This is a genomic window from Pseudomonas sp. Eqa60, assembly GCF_018326405.1.
GTDB classification, from domain to species: domain Bacteria; phylum Pseudomonadota; class Gammaproteobacteria; order Pseudomonadales; family Pseudomonadaceae; genus Aquipseudomonas; species Aquipseudomonas protegens.
On record NZ_AP024342.1, the window covers coordinates 4,540,641 to 4,558,326 of the forward strand.

Below are 17,686 nucleotides of genomic sequence, written 5' to 3' on the forward strand. Positions count from 1 at the left end.
CAGCCATCCCAGTTCCATCAGGACTCCCACATGGGCCGTTCACCATGAACCGCCCTCCCTGCTCTGCCCCGTTACTGGTGGCAGCATTCATGCCCCGGCCCTACCAGGTCAGGGTCACTTTCAATACATCGGAATAACCGCCGGCCCGGGGGATCTCGGCCAAAGGTTCGATACGCCCGTACAAGGGCAGGTCCACCGTGCCGGAATCCGGCACCCGGCCACTGACCGGTACATTCACCGGCAGCGGAATCCGCCGGGCCGGGTCCTGGTAGAGGCGATAAGGAATGGGTTTGCCGGCCCGGGTGTTGCTGGCCAGGTAGCGCACCTCGCCGACGCCACCGTGCAGGCCGCCGTCGATGCGCATCTGATAGGGGGTATCGGGGTTGCATTCCAGGCGCGGCTGGCGGCTGCCCGGCAGTGCCGCCGACAAGGGCCCGGCCGGGTCGTCCAGGCGTGCGGTGCTGCCGAAGTCCAGGGTACCGAGCTGTTCGATCCCCGCTTCGCGCTGCTGGCCGACCAACTGGCAGCCACGCAGCACATCGACCCGGACCTGCACCTGCAAGTCCGCGGCCCCTGCTGTCGCGCTGAGCAATGCGCTCATCACTGCCACACCCTTATATCCATTCAAGGCCTCAATCCTTATGAGGAGCATTCGCTGAAGTCAGGTTAGCAACCCGCGGGGAAACCGCCAGTTAGCGTATTAATTGCTCACGGCATGAGCGTTGCGCCGGGACGGCTGCAGCCATGCCTTTTCGAGATGACTGGCCGGGGCATTTTCTATTGGTTAAATTGGCGCGCCGCTCTTAAGGTGAGCGGCCTGGAACCATCGGGGTAATCAACATTGGCCGCTTTACCGCCAAAACCTGCACAGACTCGATCTCCCTGGCGTCGCCTGTTCGCCAGGCCCGCCCGCCGCCCGAGCGCCGCTGGCGCGCTGATCCATGACTACTTTCGCCATAAGGCCCTGGACCTTGGCTACACCCTGAGCCATGGCCAGTTGCAGGTGATCGAGCGCATGGGGCAACTGGCCGACGCCCTGGAGCAGGCCACCCCGCAGGCGCCGAGCCTGTACCTGCATGGCGCCGTGGGGCGGGGCAAGAGCTGGCTGCTGGACGGCTTCTTCCGCGCCCTGCCCATCGCCGAGAAACAGCGCCTGCATTTCCATGACTTCTTCGCCCAACTGCACCAGGGCATGTTTCGCCACCAGCAGCAGGCCGATGCCCTGGAAACCACCCTGGACGAGCTGCTCCGCCAGTGCCGGGTACTGTGTTTCGATGAGTTCCATGTCCACGACATCGGCGACGCCATGCTCATCACCCGGCTGTTCAAGGCCCTGTTCAAGCGCGGCATCGTGCTGCTAGTGACCTCCAACTACGCCCCCGAAGGCCTGCTGCCCAACCCGCTGTACCATGCCCGCTTCAAACCGGTGATCGAACTGATCAACGCGCGCATGCAGGTCATGGAAGTCGGCGGTGCCGAGGATTACCGGACCTACGCGCAAACCCACGAACAACAGACCTTTACCCGGGGGCAGTATCTCTGGCCCGGCACCGCGGCCCAGCGCCAGGCGCTCAAGCTGCCCGAACGCCATGCCCCGGCAACGCTGTTGCAGGTCGGCAGCCGCCAGCTGACCACCCGCCAGCGCCAGCAGCGCAGCATCCGCTTCGAATTCAACGACCTGTGCCAGCAGCCCACGGCAGTCATGGACTACCTGGAACTGAGCCGCCAGTTCGACACCTGGATCATCGATGAACTGCCGCCACTGGCGGAGTGCTCGATCGCCGCCCAGCAGCGCTTCATCAATCTGATCGACGTGCTCTACGACCAGGACAAGCGCCTGCTGCTGATCGGCCAGCGCCCGCTGGCCGAAAGCCTGGGCGGCCACGCCATCGACCTGGCCCGCACCCGTAGCCGCCTCGGGCAGTTGCAGGAAATCGGCCCCGAGCACCCGCTTGAGCAGGTAGCCACATGAGTTCGATCAGCTTTTGCGAGCTGGTGTGCCTGCACCTGCAAGATTCAACCCTCAAGCACTCCCGGCTATTTGGCCTGGAGCGTTTCTCGGCAGCCGAACTGGCGGCCAAAGGCTATGAGCGAGTCGGCGAGCCCCAGGACTTTCACCAGTATGAAAAAAACTGCACGACGCGCTACCACCAGCGAACCCTGGAGGTGCTGTTCAAGTGCTACTTCCTTGACCGGCAACGGGTCGGCAGTGGCTTCAGCCTGGCCCCGGGGCCCGCCTGACGTCCGTGCTCAAGTACAGGAAACGCCTTGCAGCCCAGCAAAACCTGCCCCCTTCACAGTTGGCGTTCCATTTCTCGGACGACAAGCAGGAAGGCGCGGTGATTCTGGATGACCGGCACGTCATGCGTTTCAACCAATGGAGCCGCCAGGGCGCCTACCTGCTTGCAACCCTGGAGAGCGACTTCGACCTGGAAAGCCCGCTGGGCAGAGCCGCCACCGGATCGGTAAAAAATACCCTGGAGCACCACAGCCTGGAGTCGATGCTGGCTGAAGCCCGGAACTCCAGGCACCCCGCAGCATTTCGCCGGCTGGCTGGAGCACTGCAAGATGCAAGCATTTGACCGCCAAGAGATTTACCGACTGGCAGAGGCACTTTTGCGCGCCATTGAAAATGCCCAGCCGCCGGCATTGGCGGCAGCTGGCGTGAGCCCGGCCATTTATGCAGAAATCCTCGAAGAGCTGGACAGCTCGGGAGAACAGGCCGGCGACCTGGCCCTTGCGCCTTATGACCGGGCATTCCAGCCGGACCGCAGCGGCCGGGTGGCCCTGGACCTTTACCCGCTGGGCACCGAGCCATCGACCATGAGAGTGGCCTGCCTGCTGTGGTCCAAAGGCCGCAAGACCGACCTGACCCTGATTGCCGACTACGTTCAAGGAGCGGGCGCGTTGGCCTTCAGGCTGCTGGAAACCCAATAGCCCCCATCCCATGGCCGCTCAGGCAGCAAAAACCGCCGAACTGCTTTATTCTGCCCGCCTTTTTCTTCTTTCGAGTGTTGACGCTGTTCATGGATACCCTTGCCCAACTGCGGGCTGGCCAACTGGCCGGCATCAAGCGCCTGGACCTGTCCTGCGGGCTGACTGAGTTCCCCCGGGAAATCTTCGATCTGGCCGACTCCCTGGAGATCCTCAACCTCAGTGGCAACGCCCTGAGCAGCCTGCCCGAGGACCTGCACCGGCTCACTCGCCTGCGCATCCTGTTCTGCTCGGACAACCGGTTCAGTGAAGTACCGGCCTGCCTCGGCCAATGCCTGCAACTGAGCATGATCGGCTTCAAGGCCAACCGCATCGAGCGGGTGCCGGCCGCCGCCCTGCCACCGCAGCTGCGCTGGCTGATCCTCACCGATAACCGCATCGCTGAGCTGCCGGAAGAACTGGGCCAGCGCCCGCTGCTGCAAAAACTCATGCTCGCCGGCAACCGCCTGACCCGCCTGCCCGAAAGCCTGGGCCAGTGCCACCGCCTGGAACTGCTGCGGATTGCCGCCAACCGCCTGACCGAGCTGCCGCCGTTCCTCCTCGCCCTGCCGCGCCTGACCTGGCTGGCCTATGCCGGCAACCCGCTGGAATCGGAAGCCGATGCCACGGCCCTGGAATCCACGCCGACCATCCCCTGGAGCGAACTGACCCTGGAACAGCGCCTGGGCGAAGGCGCCTCGGGGGTGATTCACCAGGCGCAGTGGCAGCCCGCCGGGCAACCGCCGCGGGCGGTGGCGGTCAAGCTGTACAAGGGCGAGATGACCAGCGACGGCTCGCCGCTGCACGAAATGAACGCCTGCATCAGCGCCGGGCTGCACCCGAACCTGATCCGCGTCGAAGGCCGCATCCTCGACCACCCCCAGGGCCAGAACGGCCTGGTGATGCAGCTGATCGACAAAAGTTTTGCCAACCTTGCAGCGCTGCCCAGCCTGGACTCCTGCTCCCGGGACATCTACCCGGACGACACCCGCTTCAACGCCGACGTAACCCTGGGCATCGCCCGGGGCATTGCTTCGGTGGGCGCGCACCTGCACGCCCAGGGCATCACCCATGGCGACCTCTATGGCCACAACACCTTGTGGAACGCCCAGGGCGACTGCCTGCTGGGGGATTTTGGCGCAGCGTCCTTCCATGCCCAGGACGACACCGTGCAAAGCCGGGCGCTGCAACGCCTGGAAGTACGGGCCTTCGGTATCTTGCTGGAGGAATTGCTGGAGCGCGGGGATGGCTCGCTGAGCCTGGGGCAACAGCAGAAACTGGCGGCGCTGGTGCAGCGCTGCTGCCAGCCGGAGGTACTGGCGCGACCGGGCTTTACCCAGGTCTGCGAGGAATTGGCGGGGCTTTAAAACAGCTTCGCCGGCCAGTCGGCTCCTACAGAGGAATGCAGGAGCCGGCTGGCCGGCGAATCGCCTTAGCCTGCCAGGCCGACGAACATGTCCTGCACGTCGTCATGGTTGTCCAGGCCTTCGAGGAACGCCTCGACTTCAGCCATCTGCTCATCGCTCAGGCCGCTGACCGGGTTCTTCGGCTGGTAGCCAAGCTTGGCCGAAAGCACGGTGAAACCTTGCTCGGGCAGGGCTTTCTGTACCGCATCCAGGTCCGCAGGCTCGGTCAGGAACAGGGTCGCGCCCTCTTCGCCCGGCTCGAAGTCCTGGGCACCGGCCTCGATGGCGGCCAGTTCCGGATCGGCGTCCGGGCTGTCCGGCGAGGCCTCGATCATGCCCACGTGGTTGAAATCCCAGGACACCGAACCCGAAGCGCCCAGTTGGCCCTTGCGGAACGCCACGCGGATTTCCGCCACGGTACGGTTGATGTTGTCGGTCACGCATTCAACGATCAGGGGTACCTGGTGCGGGGCAAAACCTTCGTAGGTCACGCGGTGGTACTGCACGGTCTCGCCCAGCTGGCCCGAGCCTTTCTTGATGGCACGCTCCAGGGTCTCGCGGGGCATCGAAGCCTTTTTCGCCTGTTCCACCACCAGCCGCAGGTGGGCGTTGGTGGCGGTGTCGGCGCCGTTACGTGCGGCGATGGTGATCTCTTTGACCAGCTTGCCGAAAATCTTGCCCTTGGCATTGGCTGCCGCTTCTTTGTGTTTAACCTTCCACTGTGCGCCCATTACTCACTCTCTTGATCTATGGCGTCGAGTTGGATTTGGCCGACGCGATGGGCAAGTTTATACGTCCTCAAGGCCCTGATCGACCAAAAAGTCAGTGGCTGGCAGGCTTCAGCCCTTGTCGGCCTTGCCGGCCGCCGCAGCGAAACGCGCCAGGCGCACATCCAGGTGCCGCGGCCGGCGCCCGTGGTCCTCGGCCCGTTCCTTGCGGCGGATGGCGTTGCGCACCACCAGCGAACCCAGGTAGCGGATCGGCTCCGGCGGGAAGTAGCCCAGGGGGCCATTGACCAGCGGCGAGCGAGTCCAGGGGTTGTCCAGCCCCTGCACCAGGGAGGCGAGGATCTGCCCGCCCATATGGCAGGGGCCGACGCCGCTGCCGGAATACCCGAAACCGTAGAACACATTGCCCGCGCGGCTCATCTGGCCGAAGAACGGCAAGCCGGTCACCGAGCGATCCGACGGGCCATTCCAGGTGGCCGCCACCGGCACGTCGGCAAAGGCCGGGAAGAACTGCCCCAGGCTGCGCTTGAGCAAGCCGGCGTAGGGCGACGGCTGGTCGAACACCGGCAGCATCCGCCCGCCGTAGGCGAAGGTGTTGCCGCCCTTGCCGAGCATGATCCGACCGTCCGGGGTGTTGTGGTAGTAGTGCACGAAGATCCGCGAATCCAGCACCGTCACGCCGCTGGTCAGGCCGATCTGCTGCAGCAGTTGAGGCCGCGGCTCGGTGATCAGCATGTCGCTGGAAACAATCGCCACGCTGCGTTCGAATTGCGGGAAGGCCCGGGCCATCCAGGCATTCATCGCCAGTACCACGCGCTCGGCGCGGATCTGCCCCAGGGGTGTGCGCAACAGCGCCGGGCGCCCCTCCTCCAGCCCGGTCATGGCGGTGTTCTCGTGAATCCTCACGCCCAGTTGCAGGGCCACCCGGCGCAGCCCGCGCACCAGCAGGCCCGGCTGTACGCTGGCCGCCGCCGGCGAATACCAGCCCTCCAGATGCTGGCTGGAACCGGCCATGCGCTGCACGTCGGCCAGGGGTCGCTTGTCGAAGGAGTTGATGCCGCGGCGCTCCAGCGCAGCGATCACGCCGTCGGTGGAGCCGACCTGGGCCGGGTTGGTGGCCGTGTACAAAGTGCCGTCGAGGCGGTACTGGGCATCCACCCCGTAGCGCTCGCAGAAGGCGCCGATGGCATAGATGCTCTGCTCGGATTCCTTGACCAGGCGCACGGCCTCCTCGACACCGAACAGCCGCTCCAGGGTGAAGTACTTGGCCGACCAGGACAGCGCGCAGCCGCCGTTGCGCCCACTGGCACCGGCGCCGCAGATATCCGCCTCGATCAGCAGCACGTCCAGCCCGGGGTTCTGCTCCTTGAGCATGATGGCGGTCCACAGCCCGGTGTAGCCGCCGCCGACAATCGCCACCTGGCAGGTGGTATCGCCCGACAGTGGCGGGCACGCCGGTGAGGGTTGCTGTTGCAGGGCCTGTTCCAGCCAGAAAGGTCGCATGGTGAGTCTCCAGGTAAAAAACGGCGAGTGGGTTCGCTGGCAAGCCTGCTCCTACAAGCCTTCGTAGGAGCCGGTTTGCCGGCGAAGAGGCCCGAAAGTCAGGTACGCAGCGGTTTGATCAGCAAAGGTCCATTGGGAACGAGTGCGCGCACCGGATCGAGCCCTTGGGGCCGGCTGTTCCAGTACGGCACCAGCACCAGGGCCGAGACCAGGGCGCAGGCGGCAAACACGATGAACACCGTGACCGTGTCGAAGTAACCCGGCAGCAGGCCACCCAGCACCGCGCCCACCGAGCCGCAGCCATTGACGAAACCGGCCGCGGTGGCCCCGGCCTTGGCCGAGCCGAAGTCGATGGCTGCAGCGCCACAGATCATCGAGTCCGGCCCGTACAGGGTCAGGCCCATGAAAAACAGCAGGGCCATCACCAGCACGACGCTGCCGGTATGCAGAGCGCCCATGAACAGCGCCAGGGACAGGGTCAGCGCCAGCAGGCTGATGACACAGGCCGGCATGCGCCGGGCGCCGAACAGCTTGTCCGAGGCCAGGCCGATCATCACCGGCCCCAGCAGCCCGGCCAGCTCGAAGCTGGTGGGCACGATCGCCGCCCCCACCTTGCCCACCGACGGCATCTGTTCGTAGACGATCACCGGCCCCCACAGCAGGATCGCGTAGCGCGCCGGCTTGAGCAGGAAGTACGACAGCCCGAGGATCAGCACCGTGCGGTTGCGCAGGATCTCGCGCAGCGGTTCCCAGACGCTCATGCGCCGTTCGGCGGCGTCTTCTTCGGCGCTCTGCGGGGGCAATGGCTCCACGGCCGGCAGGCCCACGTCCTCCGGGGTATTGCGCTGGAAGATGAAGAACAGCACCGCGGTCAGGCCCACCACCACCGCACTGGAAATGAACGCCGCGTGCCAGGTGCCGATCAGCGTATAGGCCCACCAGCCGGCAAAGGGCGAGGCCACCAGGCCGCCGAAGGCGTAGCAGGAACTCCACAGCCCCAGCACCCTGCCGCGCTGCCCGGCGGGAAAGAAACTGCCGATGTTCTTGCACAGCCCCGACCAGCCCGTAGACTGCGCCAGCCCCTGGACCAGCATGCAGGTGGCGAACACCGGCAAGGTGGCGAAGCTGCCCATCACCAGCGCCGCAGCGGCGGAAATCAGCAAGCCGCCCAGCACCACCACCCGCGGGCCGAAGCGGTCGGCGAAGATGCCCCAGGTGAACTGCCCCACGGCGTAGGCCGCCAGGTAGATGGCGTCGAGGTTGGCCATGGCCATCTTGTCGAGGGTGAAGTCGGGATCGTCGGCGATCCCGAGCTTGGCGACGGAAAAGGCTTTGCGGGTGAAGTAGAACGCCGCGTAGGCGATCCAGGTGATGGCGAAAATCTGCACGCGCCAACGTTTGATGGTGCCGATCTGCTTGTTCATTGTGGTTCTGACCTCAGGGTGAGTGTGCCGGCAGGATGCGAAGCAAACGCCTGTGTTTTTTATTCTTGAGCACTGCAGCAGGGCCCTCGCGGCGGGCGCTGCTGGTCAGATGAGTCCTGTTGCCGGCCCGTTTCGGGGACCGAAGCTGCACGCACAGGCCTCAGGGCCCGGTGCCGGTCGACCGACCGGTCACTGGGCTTGCAGGGATGGAAGCAATTACTGACTAATAAATGAAATCGATTTATCGTATTTCAAATATAAGCTCAGCTTGTAAGAGGTTTGGCCCATGTCGGTTTCCCACGCCCAATTGAAAGCCTTCCACGCCGTGGCGGTGCACGGCAGCTTCACCCGGGCGGCCGAACGCCTGTACCTGACGCAGCCGGCGATTTCCGACCAGGTGCGCAAGCTCGAAGAGCGCTTCGGGGTGCTGTTGTTTCATCGCAACAAGCGCTCGGTGCGCCTGACCGACCTGGGCGAGCGCCTGCTGGCCATCACCCAGCGCCTGTTCGTGGTGGAAGCCGAAGCCAAGGAGCTGCTGCAGGAGTCCCGGGCCTTGCAGACCGGCAGCCTGGTACTGGCGGTGGATGCCCCGGTGCATGTGCTGCCGCAGATCGCCCGGTTCTGCGAGCTGTACCCCGGGATCAATGTGAAGATCGAAACCGGCAACACCGATGAATCGCTGCTGCGCCTGTTCAATTACCAGGCCGACCTGGCTCTGCTGGGGCGGGCCGTGGACGACGAGCGCCTGCTGTCTCTGACCCTGCGCAACGACCCGATGGTGGCGTTCGTCTCCCGTCACCACCCCTGGGCCGGCCGCCAGTCCATCTGCCTCGCCGACCTGGACGACACGCCCCTGGTGCTGCGGGAGGTCGGTTCGGTAACCCGCCAGACCCTGGAAGAGGAAATGAACCGCGCCGGACTGCGCATCCGCCCGACCATCCAGGTGGAAGGTCGCGAAGCCGCGCGCGAAGCGGTGGTGGTGGGCATCGGCGTGGGGGTGGTCTCGGCGGCGGAGTTCGGCGCCGACGCCCGGGTCTGCGCCCTGCCGATCGTCGACTGCCAGCGGCGCCTGACCGAAACCCTGGTGTGCCTGCGCGAACAGAGTTCACGACGGATCGTCGCCACCTTCCTCGACCTGGTACGCGAAAGCCTGGCCTCCCCCACCGCCCTGTAGGAGCCGGCTCGCCGGCGAAGGCGATCTCCAGGCACCCCTACCGTAGGAGCCGGCTTGCCGGCGAAAGCGATCCCCCAGACACCGCTACCGCAGGAGCCTGGCTTGCCGGCGAAGGCGATCTTTCGGGCCTCTTCGCCGGCAAGCCAGCTCCTACAAGAGTGGAGGTGGGCTCAGGCTGGAGCCAGGGCGAAAAACGCCTGAATCAGGCGCAGGTCCCGGCGCCGCTCCACGCAGCCGATCATGTGCCGGTTGACCAGCCCCGCACCGCGGATCGGCACCGTGCGCACCCGCGGGTCGTGGCCAACCTCCACCGAACTGACAATGCCCGCCCCCAGGTGCGCCGCCACCGCCTCGGTCACCGCTTCGCGGCTGTCCAGCTCCAGCAGCACCCGGGGCTGGACCTGGGCCAGCCCACAGGCCTCATCGAACGTCCGGCGGGTGATCGAACCCGGTTCGCGCAGCACCATGATCACCTGGTCCAACTGCTCGATGGCGACGCCCTCAGCCAGTTCCAGCCAAGGGTGCCCATCGGGCACCAGGGCACAGATCCGCGACTCGCCCAGGCTTTGCAGGTGCAGGCCCTTGCGCGGCTCGACCTCGGTCAGCACCGCCACGTCGGCATGCTCGGACAACAGCGCCGCCAGGGTTTCCTGGGCATTGCCCAGGCGCAGGTTGACCGTCACCCCCGGGTAGCGCGCCCGCAGGCTGGCCAGCATCGGCATGACCAGATGGGGGCCGTCCGCTGCCACTTCCAGGCGCCCGGTGAGCAATTGCCGGTTGGCCTCGAGCATGGCCTGGGCCTCTTCCGCCAGGCCGAACATGGCCCGGGTAATGGCCGCCAGCTTGATGCCCTCTTCGGTCAGTTCCACCCGGCGCGCAGTGCGCCGCAGCAAGGTGATCTGGTAATGCTCTTCCAGGGCCTTGATATGCCCGGTGACCGCCGGCTGGCTGATGAACAGCCGCCCGGCGGCCCGGGTAAAGCTGCCTTCCCGGGCCACGGCGTCGAATGCGCGGAGTTGAAACAGGTTCATAGCTATCGGCCTCACTGATGGCTGGCATAACAACAAACAATTTGATTGATGACAAGGCAAACTGCAATTTAGTCCCCGTAGCGTCATCCCCACCTTTTCGAGGACACAGCATGAGCATCGCCGAGCCAATCCTGCTTACCCCCGGCCCCCTGACCACCTCCGCCCGCACCCGCCAGGCAATGCTAGTGGACTGGGGTTCGTGGGATGACCGCTTCAACCAGCTGACCGCCAGCCTGTGCCAACAGCTGCTGGCCATCATCCAGGGCGCCGACAGCCATCACTGCGTGCCCCTGCAAGGCAGTGGCACCTTCGCCGTGGAAGCGGCCATCGGCACCCTGGTGCCCCGCGACGGCAAGGTCCTGGTGCTGATCAACGGTGCCTACGGCAAGCGCCTGGCGAAGATCTGCGAAGTGCTCGGCCGGGATTTCAGCACCTTCGAAACCGCCGAGGACCAGCCCACCACGGCCGCGGATGTCGAGCGCCTGCTCCAGGCCGACAGCAGCATCAGCCACGTGGCGCTGATCCACTGCGAAACCAGCACCGGTATCCTCAACCCGCTGCCGGAAATCGCCCAGGTGGTGGCCAGCCATGGCAAGCGCCTGATCATCGACGCCATGAGTTCCTTCGGCGCGCTACCCATCGATGCCCGGGAGATCCCCTTCGATGCGCTGATCGCCGCCTCCGGCAAATGCCTGGAAGGCGTGCCCGGCATGGGCTTTGTCTTCGCTGCCAAGGCGTCCCTGGCCCAGGCCGGCGGCAATGCCCATTCCCTGGCCATGGACCTGCACGACCAGCACAGCTACATGGCCAAGACCGGCCAGTGGCGCTTCACCCCGCCGACCCACGTGGTCGCCGCGCTGCACGAAGCCCTGCTGCAATACGCCGAGGAAGGTGGCCTGCCGGCGCGCCACGCCCGCTACGCCGACAACTGCCAGACACTGCTCGACGGCATGGGCGAACTGGGCCTGCGCAGTTTTCTGCCGGAAGCGATCCAGGCACCGATCATCGTCACCTTCCACGCCCCGAAAGATCCCCGCTACCAGTTCAAGGATTTCTACGAGCGGGTCAAGGCCAAGGGTTTCATCCTCTACCCGGGCAAGCTGACCCAGGTCGAAACCTTCCGCGTGGGCTGCATCGGCCATGTCGACCGCCGCGGCATGCAGGCTGCCGTCACCGCCATCGCCGAAGTGCTGCAAGAGATGGAAGTCCTCGACATCTGACTCCCCACCGAGCCTGTAGGAGCGAGCTTTCTCGCGAATCAGGCGACGCGATACAGAACCTTTTTTGCGAGCAAGCTCGCTCCTACACAGGCATCGAAACCATGAACTACAGCAACCCTTCTCAGCTGCAAGCTGCGATCCTCGACTGGGCCGGCACCGTGGTCGACTTCGGCTCCTTTGCCCCGACCCAGATCTTTGTCGAAGCCTTCGCCGAGTTCGATGTGCAGGTGTCCATCGAAGAGGCCCGCGGCCCCATGGGCATGGGCAAGTGGGATCACATCCGCACCTTGTGCGACCTGCCGGAGGTGGCCGAGCGCTATCGCAAGGTCTTCGGCCGCACCCCGACTGACGCCGATGTGACCGCTATCTACGAACGCTTCATGCCGTTGCAGATCGAGAAGATCGCCGAGCACTCGGCGCTGATCCCCGGCGCCCTGGAGGTGATCGCCAAGCTGCGTGGACAGGGGATCAAGATCGGCTCCTGCTCCGGCTACCCCAAGCAGGTGATGGACAAGGTGGTCGCCCTGGCCGCCACCAACGGCTACACCGCCGACCACGTGGTGGCCACCGACGAAGTGCCCAACGGCCGCCCATGGCCAGCCCAGGCCCTGGCCAACGTGATCGCCCTGGGCATCGACGACGTGGCCGCCTGCGTGAAGATCGACGACACCGTACCGGGCATTCTCGAAGGCCGCCGCGCCGGCATGTGGACCGTGGCGCTGACCTGCTCGGGCAATGCCCTGGGCCTGACCTACGAAGGCTACCGGGCCCTGGCCAGCGACACCCTGGCCAGCGAGCGCAAGCGCATCCACAAGCTGTTCGAGGCTTCGCGCCCGCACTACCTGATCGACACCATCGCCGACCTGCCCCAGGTGATCGCCGACATCAACCAGCGCCTGGCCCGGGGGAAATGCCCCAGGGCAACTGATTCAGGCACGGAGCAATATTAAAAAACGGCGGTGCCTTCGGGGCCGCCGTTTTTTTATACCCGCCCACCGCCCCGACGCTGCACAGGGGGGCGATAAAAGCCGCTACAGCTCCAGGCAGACCGGCATAAAGCGGATTACAGTTAAAGCACTCCGTCGCTCAAGAACGGAGGCTTCAGACCTGATGACCGAGGATGTCCCGTATGCCCTGGAAAAACACTGAGTCTCGCTACAGCACCATGACGATCGCCCTGCACTGGTTGATGCTGGTGCTACTGGCCGTGGTTTACGCCTGTATCGAATTTCGCGGCATCTTCCCCAAAGGCAGCGGTGGTCGCACGCTGATTGTCGAAGCCCACTTCATGCTCGGCCTGACAGTGTTTGCGCTGGTCTGGCTGCGCCTGTTCGCTCGTGCCCAGGGCGTAGCGCCGAAGATCCTGCCCACCCCGCCCCACTGGCAACGGCTGCTGTCGACCCTGATGCACTGGGCGCTGTACCTGTTCATGATCGCCATGCCGATCCTCGGCTGGCTGACCACCAGCGCCAAGGGCCACCAGGTGATGTTCTACGGCCTCGACCTGCCGCTGCTGCTGGCCGAGAACAAGCCACTGGCCAAGCAGCTCCAGGGCTGGCACGAACTGCTGGGTACGGTCGGCTACTGGCTGATCGGGCTGCACGCCCTGGCCGGGCTCTATCACCATTACGTGATGCGCGACAACACTCTGCAACGCATGTGGCGCAAGCGCGGTCAGGCCTGAGCCAACAGCCCGCGGCGGCCCTGCAGGCCGCCGGTATGCACAAAGATCAACCGGCAACCCGGGGCGAAACGCCCGGCCTGGACCTGTTCCTGCAACGCCAGCAGGGCCTTGCCGGTGTACAAGGGTTCAAGCGGTAGAGCGCATTGTTGTTCAGTGAGCCGGATAAACCCGCTTAACACTTCATCGACCTTGGCAAAACCGCCGCGGCTGCTGTCCAGCAGCTGATAACCGCCGCAGCCCTGCCCGGCCTCTTGCAAGATCCCCTCGACCTGCTGCGCCACCCCGTGATCCTCGGGAACCGCCAGGGCGCCGTAGACCGGATGCGCTCCGGCCTCCGCCAGCACCAGCCCGGCCAGGGTAGTGCCCGTGCCGGCGGCCAGCCACCAGCCGTGGTAGTCGCTCCAGCCCAGGCTCGGCAACTGCCGCCGCACCTGATCGCGCAGGGTCATGCAGCCCGCTGCGCCGGCCAGGCCACCGCCACCTTCGGGCACCGGGTACAACTCTGGGTACCGGGCCTGCCAGGGCGTCCAGAAACCCGCCTCGTGGCGCGCGCGATAACCGCCATAGCCCAGCCAGTGCAGGCGCATGCCGAAGGCTTGCAGGTCGAGCACCGTCGGTGTGTCCTGTGGATGGCCACGCAACAGACCCACGGTGGGAAAGGCAAAACGCCGGCCAGCAGCGGCCAGCGCATGCAGATGATTGGAATGGGCGCCCCCCAGGCTGATGATGCCGTGGGCACCGGCGGTACGTGCCGCCGCCAGGTGTTCGGTCAGCTTGAACCACTTGTTGCCGCTGATCAGCGGGTCGATCAGGTCCAGGCGCAGCACCGCCACCTCGACCCCGGCCCGCGACAGCCAGTCCAGCTCCAGCCGTTGCAGCGGGGCGTGGGGTAACCAGTCGAAGGATTCGGGGAAGGACATCGGCAGCGGGGGTTCGGGGAAGAAGCTGCGCAGTCTATCAGCTCCAGGCCCAGGCTCATCCTTGTAGCCGCTGCCGCAGGCTGCGAGCGGATTCGCAGAACCCGCAAGACAGGCAACCGCGCTCGCTGGTTGCAGCGCGATTGCCCGCTGGGCGAGTCCTGCGGCCTCGTGCCCAGCCTACGGCAGCGGCTACAGGACGGCAGGCCGTTACAGCTCGGCCGCCAGACGCGAACCCTGGTTGATGGCGCGCTTGGCGTCCAGTTCGGCGGCCACATCGGCACCACCGATCAGGTGCACGTTCTGCCCTGCCGCCACCAGGCCGTCCTGCAGTTCACGCAGCGGATCCTGGCCGGCACAGATGACGATGTTGTCCACCGGCAGCACCTGGGGTTCGCCGGCCTCACCGATACGGATATGCAAGCCGGCATCGTCGATCTTCAGGTACTCGACGCTGTTGAGCATCTGCACCTGCTTGTTCTTCAGACCGGTGCGATGGATCCAGCCGGTGGTCTTGCCCAGGCCGTCGCCGACCTTGGTCTTCTTGCGCTGCAAGAGGAACACCTGCCGCGCTGGTGCATGGGGCTCGGGCTTGATCCCGGCCACGCCGCCACGGGCCTGGAGCTGGGTGTCGATGCCCCATTCCTTCCAGAACGCCTGGCGATCCTGGCTGGTGGCCACACCCTGGTGCACGAGGAATTCGGAAACATCGAAGCCGATGCCGCCGGCACCGATCACCGCCACGCTCTTGCCCACCGGCTTGCGCTCGAGCAGCACGTCCAGGTAACTGAGGACCTTGGCGTGCTCCACCCCGGGAATCGCCGGCACGCGAGGGGCAATGCCGGTGGCCAGGATGATTTCGTCAAAGCCGCCGGCCACCAGTTGCTGTACATCGACGCGGGTGTTGAGGCACAGCTCGACATGGCTGGTCTGCAACTTGCGCTTGAAGTAGCGCAGGGTCTCGAAGAACTCTTCCTTGCCCGGCACGCGCTTGGCGATGTTGAACTGGCCGCCGATCTCGCTGGCGGAATCGAACAGGGTCACCTGATGCCCACGCTCGGCAGCCACGGTAGCGGCGGACAGGCCCGCCGGGCCGGCACCGACCACGGCGATCTTCTTGATCTGCTTGACCGGCAGGTAGTTCAGCTCGGTCTCGTGGCAGGCGCGCGGGTTGACCAGGCAACTGGTGAGCTTGCCGCCGAACGTGTGGTCCAGGCACGCCTGGTTGCAGCCGATGCAGGTATTGATTTCGTCGGCGCGGCCTTCGGCGGCCTTGTTGACGAAGTCCGGGTCGGCCAGGAATGGCCGCGCCATGGAGACCATGTCGGCATCGCCCTCGGCGAGGATCTGCTCGGCGACTTCCGGGGTGTTGATGCGGTTGGTGGTGATCAGCGGAATGCTCACCGAACCGCGCAGCTTGGCCGTCACCTTGCTGAATGCGGCACGCGGCACCTTGGTGGCGATGGTGGGGATCCGCGCTTCGTGCCAGCCGATCCCGGTGTTGATCAGGGTGGCGCCGGCCTGCTCGATGGCCTGGGCCAGTTGCACGATCTCTTCCCAGGTGCTGCCGCCTTCCACCAGGTCGAGCATCGACAGGCGGAAGATGATGATGAAGTTCGGGCCCACCGCCTCACGTACCCGACGGACGATTTCCACCGGCAGGCGCATGCGGTTTTCATAGCTGCCGCCCCAACGATCGGTGCGGTGGTTGGTGTGGGCGGCCAGGAACTGGTTAATGAAATAACCTTCCGAGCCCATGATCTCGACACCGTCGTATTCGGCCTTCTGGGCCAGGGTCGAGCAGGTGACGAAATCGCGAATCTGCTTCTCGATGCCTTCCTCGTCCAGCTCCTTTGGCTTGAACGGGTTGATCGGTGCCTGGATGGCGCTGGGAGCCACCTGCTTGGGGCTGTAGGCATAACGCCCGGCATGAAGGATCTGCATGCAGATCTTGCCGCCGGCCTCGTGCACCGCACGGGTCACGATCTGGTGCTTGAGTGCCTCTTCTTCGGTGGTCAGCTTGGCGGCGCCGGAATACACCCCGCCCTCATCGTTGGGGCCGATGCCGCCGGTGACCATCAGGCCCACGCCGCCCCGGGCACGCTCGGCAAAGTACGCCGCCATGCGCTCGAAGCCGCCGGGCTTTTCTTCCAGACCGGTGTGCATCGACCCCATCAGGGTGCGGTTGCGCAGGGTGGTGAAACCCAGGTCGAGGGGGGCCAGCAAATGCGGGTAAGGTGCTCCAGCCATGGTGTCACTCCAGATCGGGCAATCACGGAAAAATGCGGAAGCTCTGCGGCTTCCATCAGTAGTGCTGCACAGACTAAGAGCAGAACATCGGGCACTCAATGACCGTAACTGACAACTTAATGATCAGAACGCACACCCTTTTTCCATTCCCCCTTCCACTTAAAGTGCCGCGTAGGCCAGCGCGGCAAGTTGCTGCGGGCGGGGATCGATCATGGTGTGCCGGCCCGAGGTGGTGGTGACAAAGCCGAAGCTCACCTCGCGTTCGGGGTCGGCAAAACTGATCGGGCCGCCCAGGCCGATATGACCGAAAGTCTCGGGCCCCATGCCGAGGGAGGCAGCCGGATCGGCCGGTTGCTCCATCATGCAGCCCAGGCCATAGCGCATGGGGCGTCGCCAGATGCGATCCATGTCATTGCTGTGCTCGCGGGTGAACTCACTCAACAGGTCGGGCCCGATCAGGCGGCCCCCCAGCAATGCGCTGTAAAAGCCGGCCAGGCCATGGGCGGTGCTGTGGCCGTTGACCCCCGGCTGCCGATAGGCCCACCAGCGGGGGTCGCAGGTGCGCCGGGGGACCATGCCCGGGTTGGTAAAGGCCAGGGTCGCGACATGCTCCGGCTCGGCAATGATCACCTTGCGCAGGTCCTCCGAGTAGTAGTCGCCCACCCGCCCCTCGGCGGCATCGAAATGCGCGATACGCTCAAAATCCTGTTCCTCGACCCCCAGGTAAACCTCCAGGTCATGGGGCCGGGTGATCCGCTCGTGGATGAAGGTGCAAGGCTCTCGACCGTCGACCCGGCGAATCAACTCACCGATGACCCAGCCAAAAATAGTGGTGGCATACCCCAACCCGGTTCCTGGCTGCCACCACAATGGCTCGGCAGCCAGGATCTCAACCATGTGCTCCCAGTCATACATCATGGCGTTGTGATTGGGCCCGCGCAGCGCCGGTATGCCGGAGGTGTGGGTCATGACCTGGCGCACGGTGACCCGCCCCTTGCCGCCCTGGGCAAACTCGGGCCAGTAGCGGGCCACCGGCGCGTCGAGCTCCAGCTTGCCCTCCTCCACCAGCATCAGGGCAGCCACTGCGGCCAAGGGCTTGATGGTGCAGAAGGTATTGGCCAGGGTGCCGTGGTGCCACGGCTTGTTGCCCTCCAGGTCCGCCACGCCGGCCCACAGGTCGACCACGGTCTGGCCGCCGACCTGCACACAGAGCCCGGCGCCGCGCTCCTGGGGATCATCGAACATTGCCTCGAAGGCGTGCAGCACGGCTTCGAAACCCTTCGCACATGTTCCTTGCGCTTCCATTCTCAAAACTCCCATCCATCGTCATGCCGCCCTGGCGAGAGTCGGCCAGGGTCAGCATGAGTTAAAAACCG

The 17,686-nt window shown here is 65.2% G+C and carries 17 protein-coding genes; 9 read left to right on the forward strand and 8 right to left on the reverse strand.

Annotation, left to right across the window (positions count from 1 at the left end; translation table 11 throughout):
• Nucleotides 1-100: 100 nt before the first annotated feature.
• On the reverse strand, nucleotides 101-601 hold the full coding sequence (locus tag KI242_RS20420; protein ID WP_015636329.1) for a spore coat U domain-containing protein: 501 nt from the start codon (nucleotides 599-601) through the stop codon (nucleotides 101-103).
• Nucleotides 602-841: 240 nt separating this feature from the next.
• On the opposite strand from KI242_RS20420, the gene zapE reads away from it, so the two are divergent.
• The 5 genes from zapE (at nucleotide 842) to KI242_RS20445 (ending at nucleotide 4,340) form a co-directional block, all read left to right on the forward strand.
• The gene (zapE, locus tag KI242_RS20425) at nucleotides 842-1,972 is read left to right on the forward strand and encodes a cell division protein ZapE (protein WP_212805484.1); all 1,131 of its coding nucleotides are present in this window, start codon (nucleotides 842-844) and stop codon (nucleotides 1,970-1,972) included.
• Entirely contained in the window at nucleotides 1,969-2,241 is a 273-nt protein-coding gene (locus KI242_RS20430) for a hypothetical protein (RefSeq protein WP_212805485.1), read from the forward strand. The genes zapE and KI242_RS20430 overlap by 4 nt, the downstream gene beginning before the upstream one ends.
• Nucleotides 2,242-2,339: 98 nt before the next feature.
• A complete protein-coding gene (locus KI242_RS20435; protein ID WP_212805486.1) occupies nucleotides 2,340-2,582 on the forward strand; it encodes a hypothetical protein in 243 nt (80 codons plus the stop codon).
• A complete protein-coding gene (locus KI242_RS20440; protein ID WP_212805487.1) occupies nucleotides 2,569-2,937 on the forward strand; it encodes a hypothetical protein in 369 nt (122 codons plus the stop codon). The genes KI242_RS20435 and KI242_RS20440 overlap by 14 nt, the downstream gene beginning before the upstream one ends.
• Before the next feature lie 89 nt (nucleotides 2,938-3,026).
• Entirely contained in the window at nucleotides 3,027-4,340 is a 1,314-nt protein-coding gene (locus KI242_RS20445) for a leucine-rich repeat-containing protein kinase family protein (RefSeq protein WP_065363217.1), read from the forward strand.
• Between the two features lie 65 nt (nucleotides 4,341-4,405).
• Here the strand turns inward: KI242_RS20445 and KI242_RS20450 are convergent, their stop codons facing one another.
• The 3 genes from KI242_RS20450 to KI242_RS20460 all read right to left on the reverse strand — a co-directional run bounded on the left by KI242_RS20450 (nucleotide 4,406) and on the right by KI242_RS20460 (nucleotide 8,034).
• Nucleotides 4,406-5,110, reverse strand: a complete 705-nt coding sequence (locus tag KI242_RS20450; RefSeq protein ID WP_011062247.1) for a YebC/PmpR family DNA-binding transcriptional regulator — start codon at nucleotides 5,108-5,110, stop codon at nucleotides 4,406-4,408.
• A 108-nt stretch (nucleotides 5,111-5,218) separates the two neighbouring features.
• Complete coding sequence (locus KI242_RS20455) at nucleotides 5,219-6,610, reverse strand: FAD-dependent oxidoreductase (protein WP_011062248.1); 1,392 nt, start codon at nucleotides 6,608-6,610, stop codon at nucleotides 5,219-5,221.
• A 98-nt stretch (nucleotides 6,611-6,708) separates the two neighbouring features.
• Nucleotides 6,709-8,034: an MFS transporter gene (locus KI242_RS20460; RefSeq protein ID WP_015636334.1), complete on the reverse strand. Its 1,326-nt coding sequence runs from the start codon at nucleotides 8,032-8,034 to the stop codon at nucleotides 6,709-6,711.
• 286 nt (nucleotides 8,035-8,320) lie between these two features.
• Here KI242_RS20460 and KI242_RS20465 point away from each other — a divergent pair, with 286 nt between their 5' ends.
• A complete protein-coding gene (locus KI242_RS20465) occupies nucleotides 8,321-9,208 on the forward strand; it encodes a LysR substrate-binding domain-containing protein (protein WP_011062250.1) in 888 nt (295 codons plus the stop codon).
• Nucleotides 9,209-9,378: 170 nt separating this feature from the next.
• On the opposite strand, the gene KI242_RS20470 is transcribed toward KI242_RS20465, so the two are convergent.
• Nucleotides 9,379-10,239, reverse strand: coding sequence for a LysR substrate-binding domain-containing protein (locus tag KI242_RS20470; protein ID WP_161466494.1), 861 nt, complete (start codon nucleotides 10,237-10,239; stop codon nucleotides 9,379-9,381).
• A 110-nt stretch (nucleotides 10,240-10,349) separates the two neighbouring features.
• Here KI242_RS20470 and KI242_RS20475 point away from each other — a divergent pair, with 110 nt between their 5' ends.
• The 3 genes from KI242_RS20475 (at nucleotide 10,350) to KI242_RS20485 (ending at nucleotide 13,143) form a co-directional block, all read left to right on the forward strand.
• Entirely contained in the window at nucleotides 10,350-11,459 is a 1,110-nt protein-coding gene (locus tag KI242_RS20475; RefSeq protein ID WP_019095128.1) for a 2-aminoethylphosphonate--pyruvate transaminase, read from the forward strand.
• Nucleotides 11,460-11,560: 101 nt separating this feature from the next.
• Complete coding sequence (phnX, locus tag KI242_RS20480; RefSeq protein ID WP_212805488.1) at nucleotides 11,561-12,409, forward strand: phosphonoacetaldehyde hydrolase; 849 nt, start codon at nucleotides 11,561-11,563, stop codon at nucleotides 12,407-12,409.
• A 179-nt stretch (nucleotides 12,410-12,588) separates the two neighbouring features.
• Nucleotides 12,589-13,143: a cytochrome b gene (locus KI242_RS20485; RefSeq protein WP_011062254.1), complete on the forward strand. Its 555-nt coding sequence runs from the start codon at nucleotides 12,589-12,591 to the stop codon at nucleotides 13,141-13,143.
• On the opposite strand, the gene KI242_RS20490 is transcribed toward KI242_RS20485, so the two are convergent.
• The 3 genes from KI242_RS20490 to KI242_RS20500 form a co-directional block, all read right to left on the reverse strand.
• The gene (locus KI242_RS20490) at nucleotides 13,134-14,063 is read right to left on the reverse strand and encodes a pyridoxal-phosphate dependent enzyme (protein ID WP_011062255.1); all 930 of its coding nucleotides are present in this window, start codon (nucleotides 14,061-14,063) and stop codon (nucleotides 13,134-13,136) included. The genes KI242_RS20485 and KI242_RS20490 overlap by 10 nt on opposite strands.
• Before the next feature lie 207 nt (nucleotides 14,064-14,270).
• Nucleotides 14,271-16,310 (reverse strand): NADPH-dependent 2,4-dienoyl-CoA reductase, encoded by a 2,040-nt coding sequence (locus tag KI242_RS20495; protein WP_011062256.1) that lies wholly within the window; start codon nucleotides 16,308-16,310, stop codon nucleotides 14,271-14,273.
• A 159-nt stretch (nucleotides 16,311-16,469) separates the two neighbouring features.
• Entirely contained in the window at nucleotides 16,470-17,615 is a 1,146-nt protein-coding gene (locus tag KI242_RS20500; RefSeq protein WP_011062257.1) for an EstA family serine hydrolase, read from the reverse strand.
• Nucleotides 17,616-17,686: the final 71 nt, after the last annotated feature.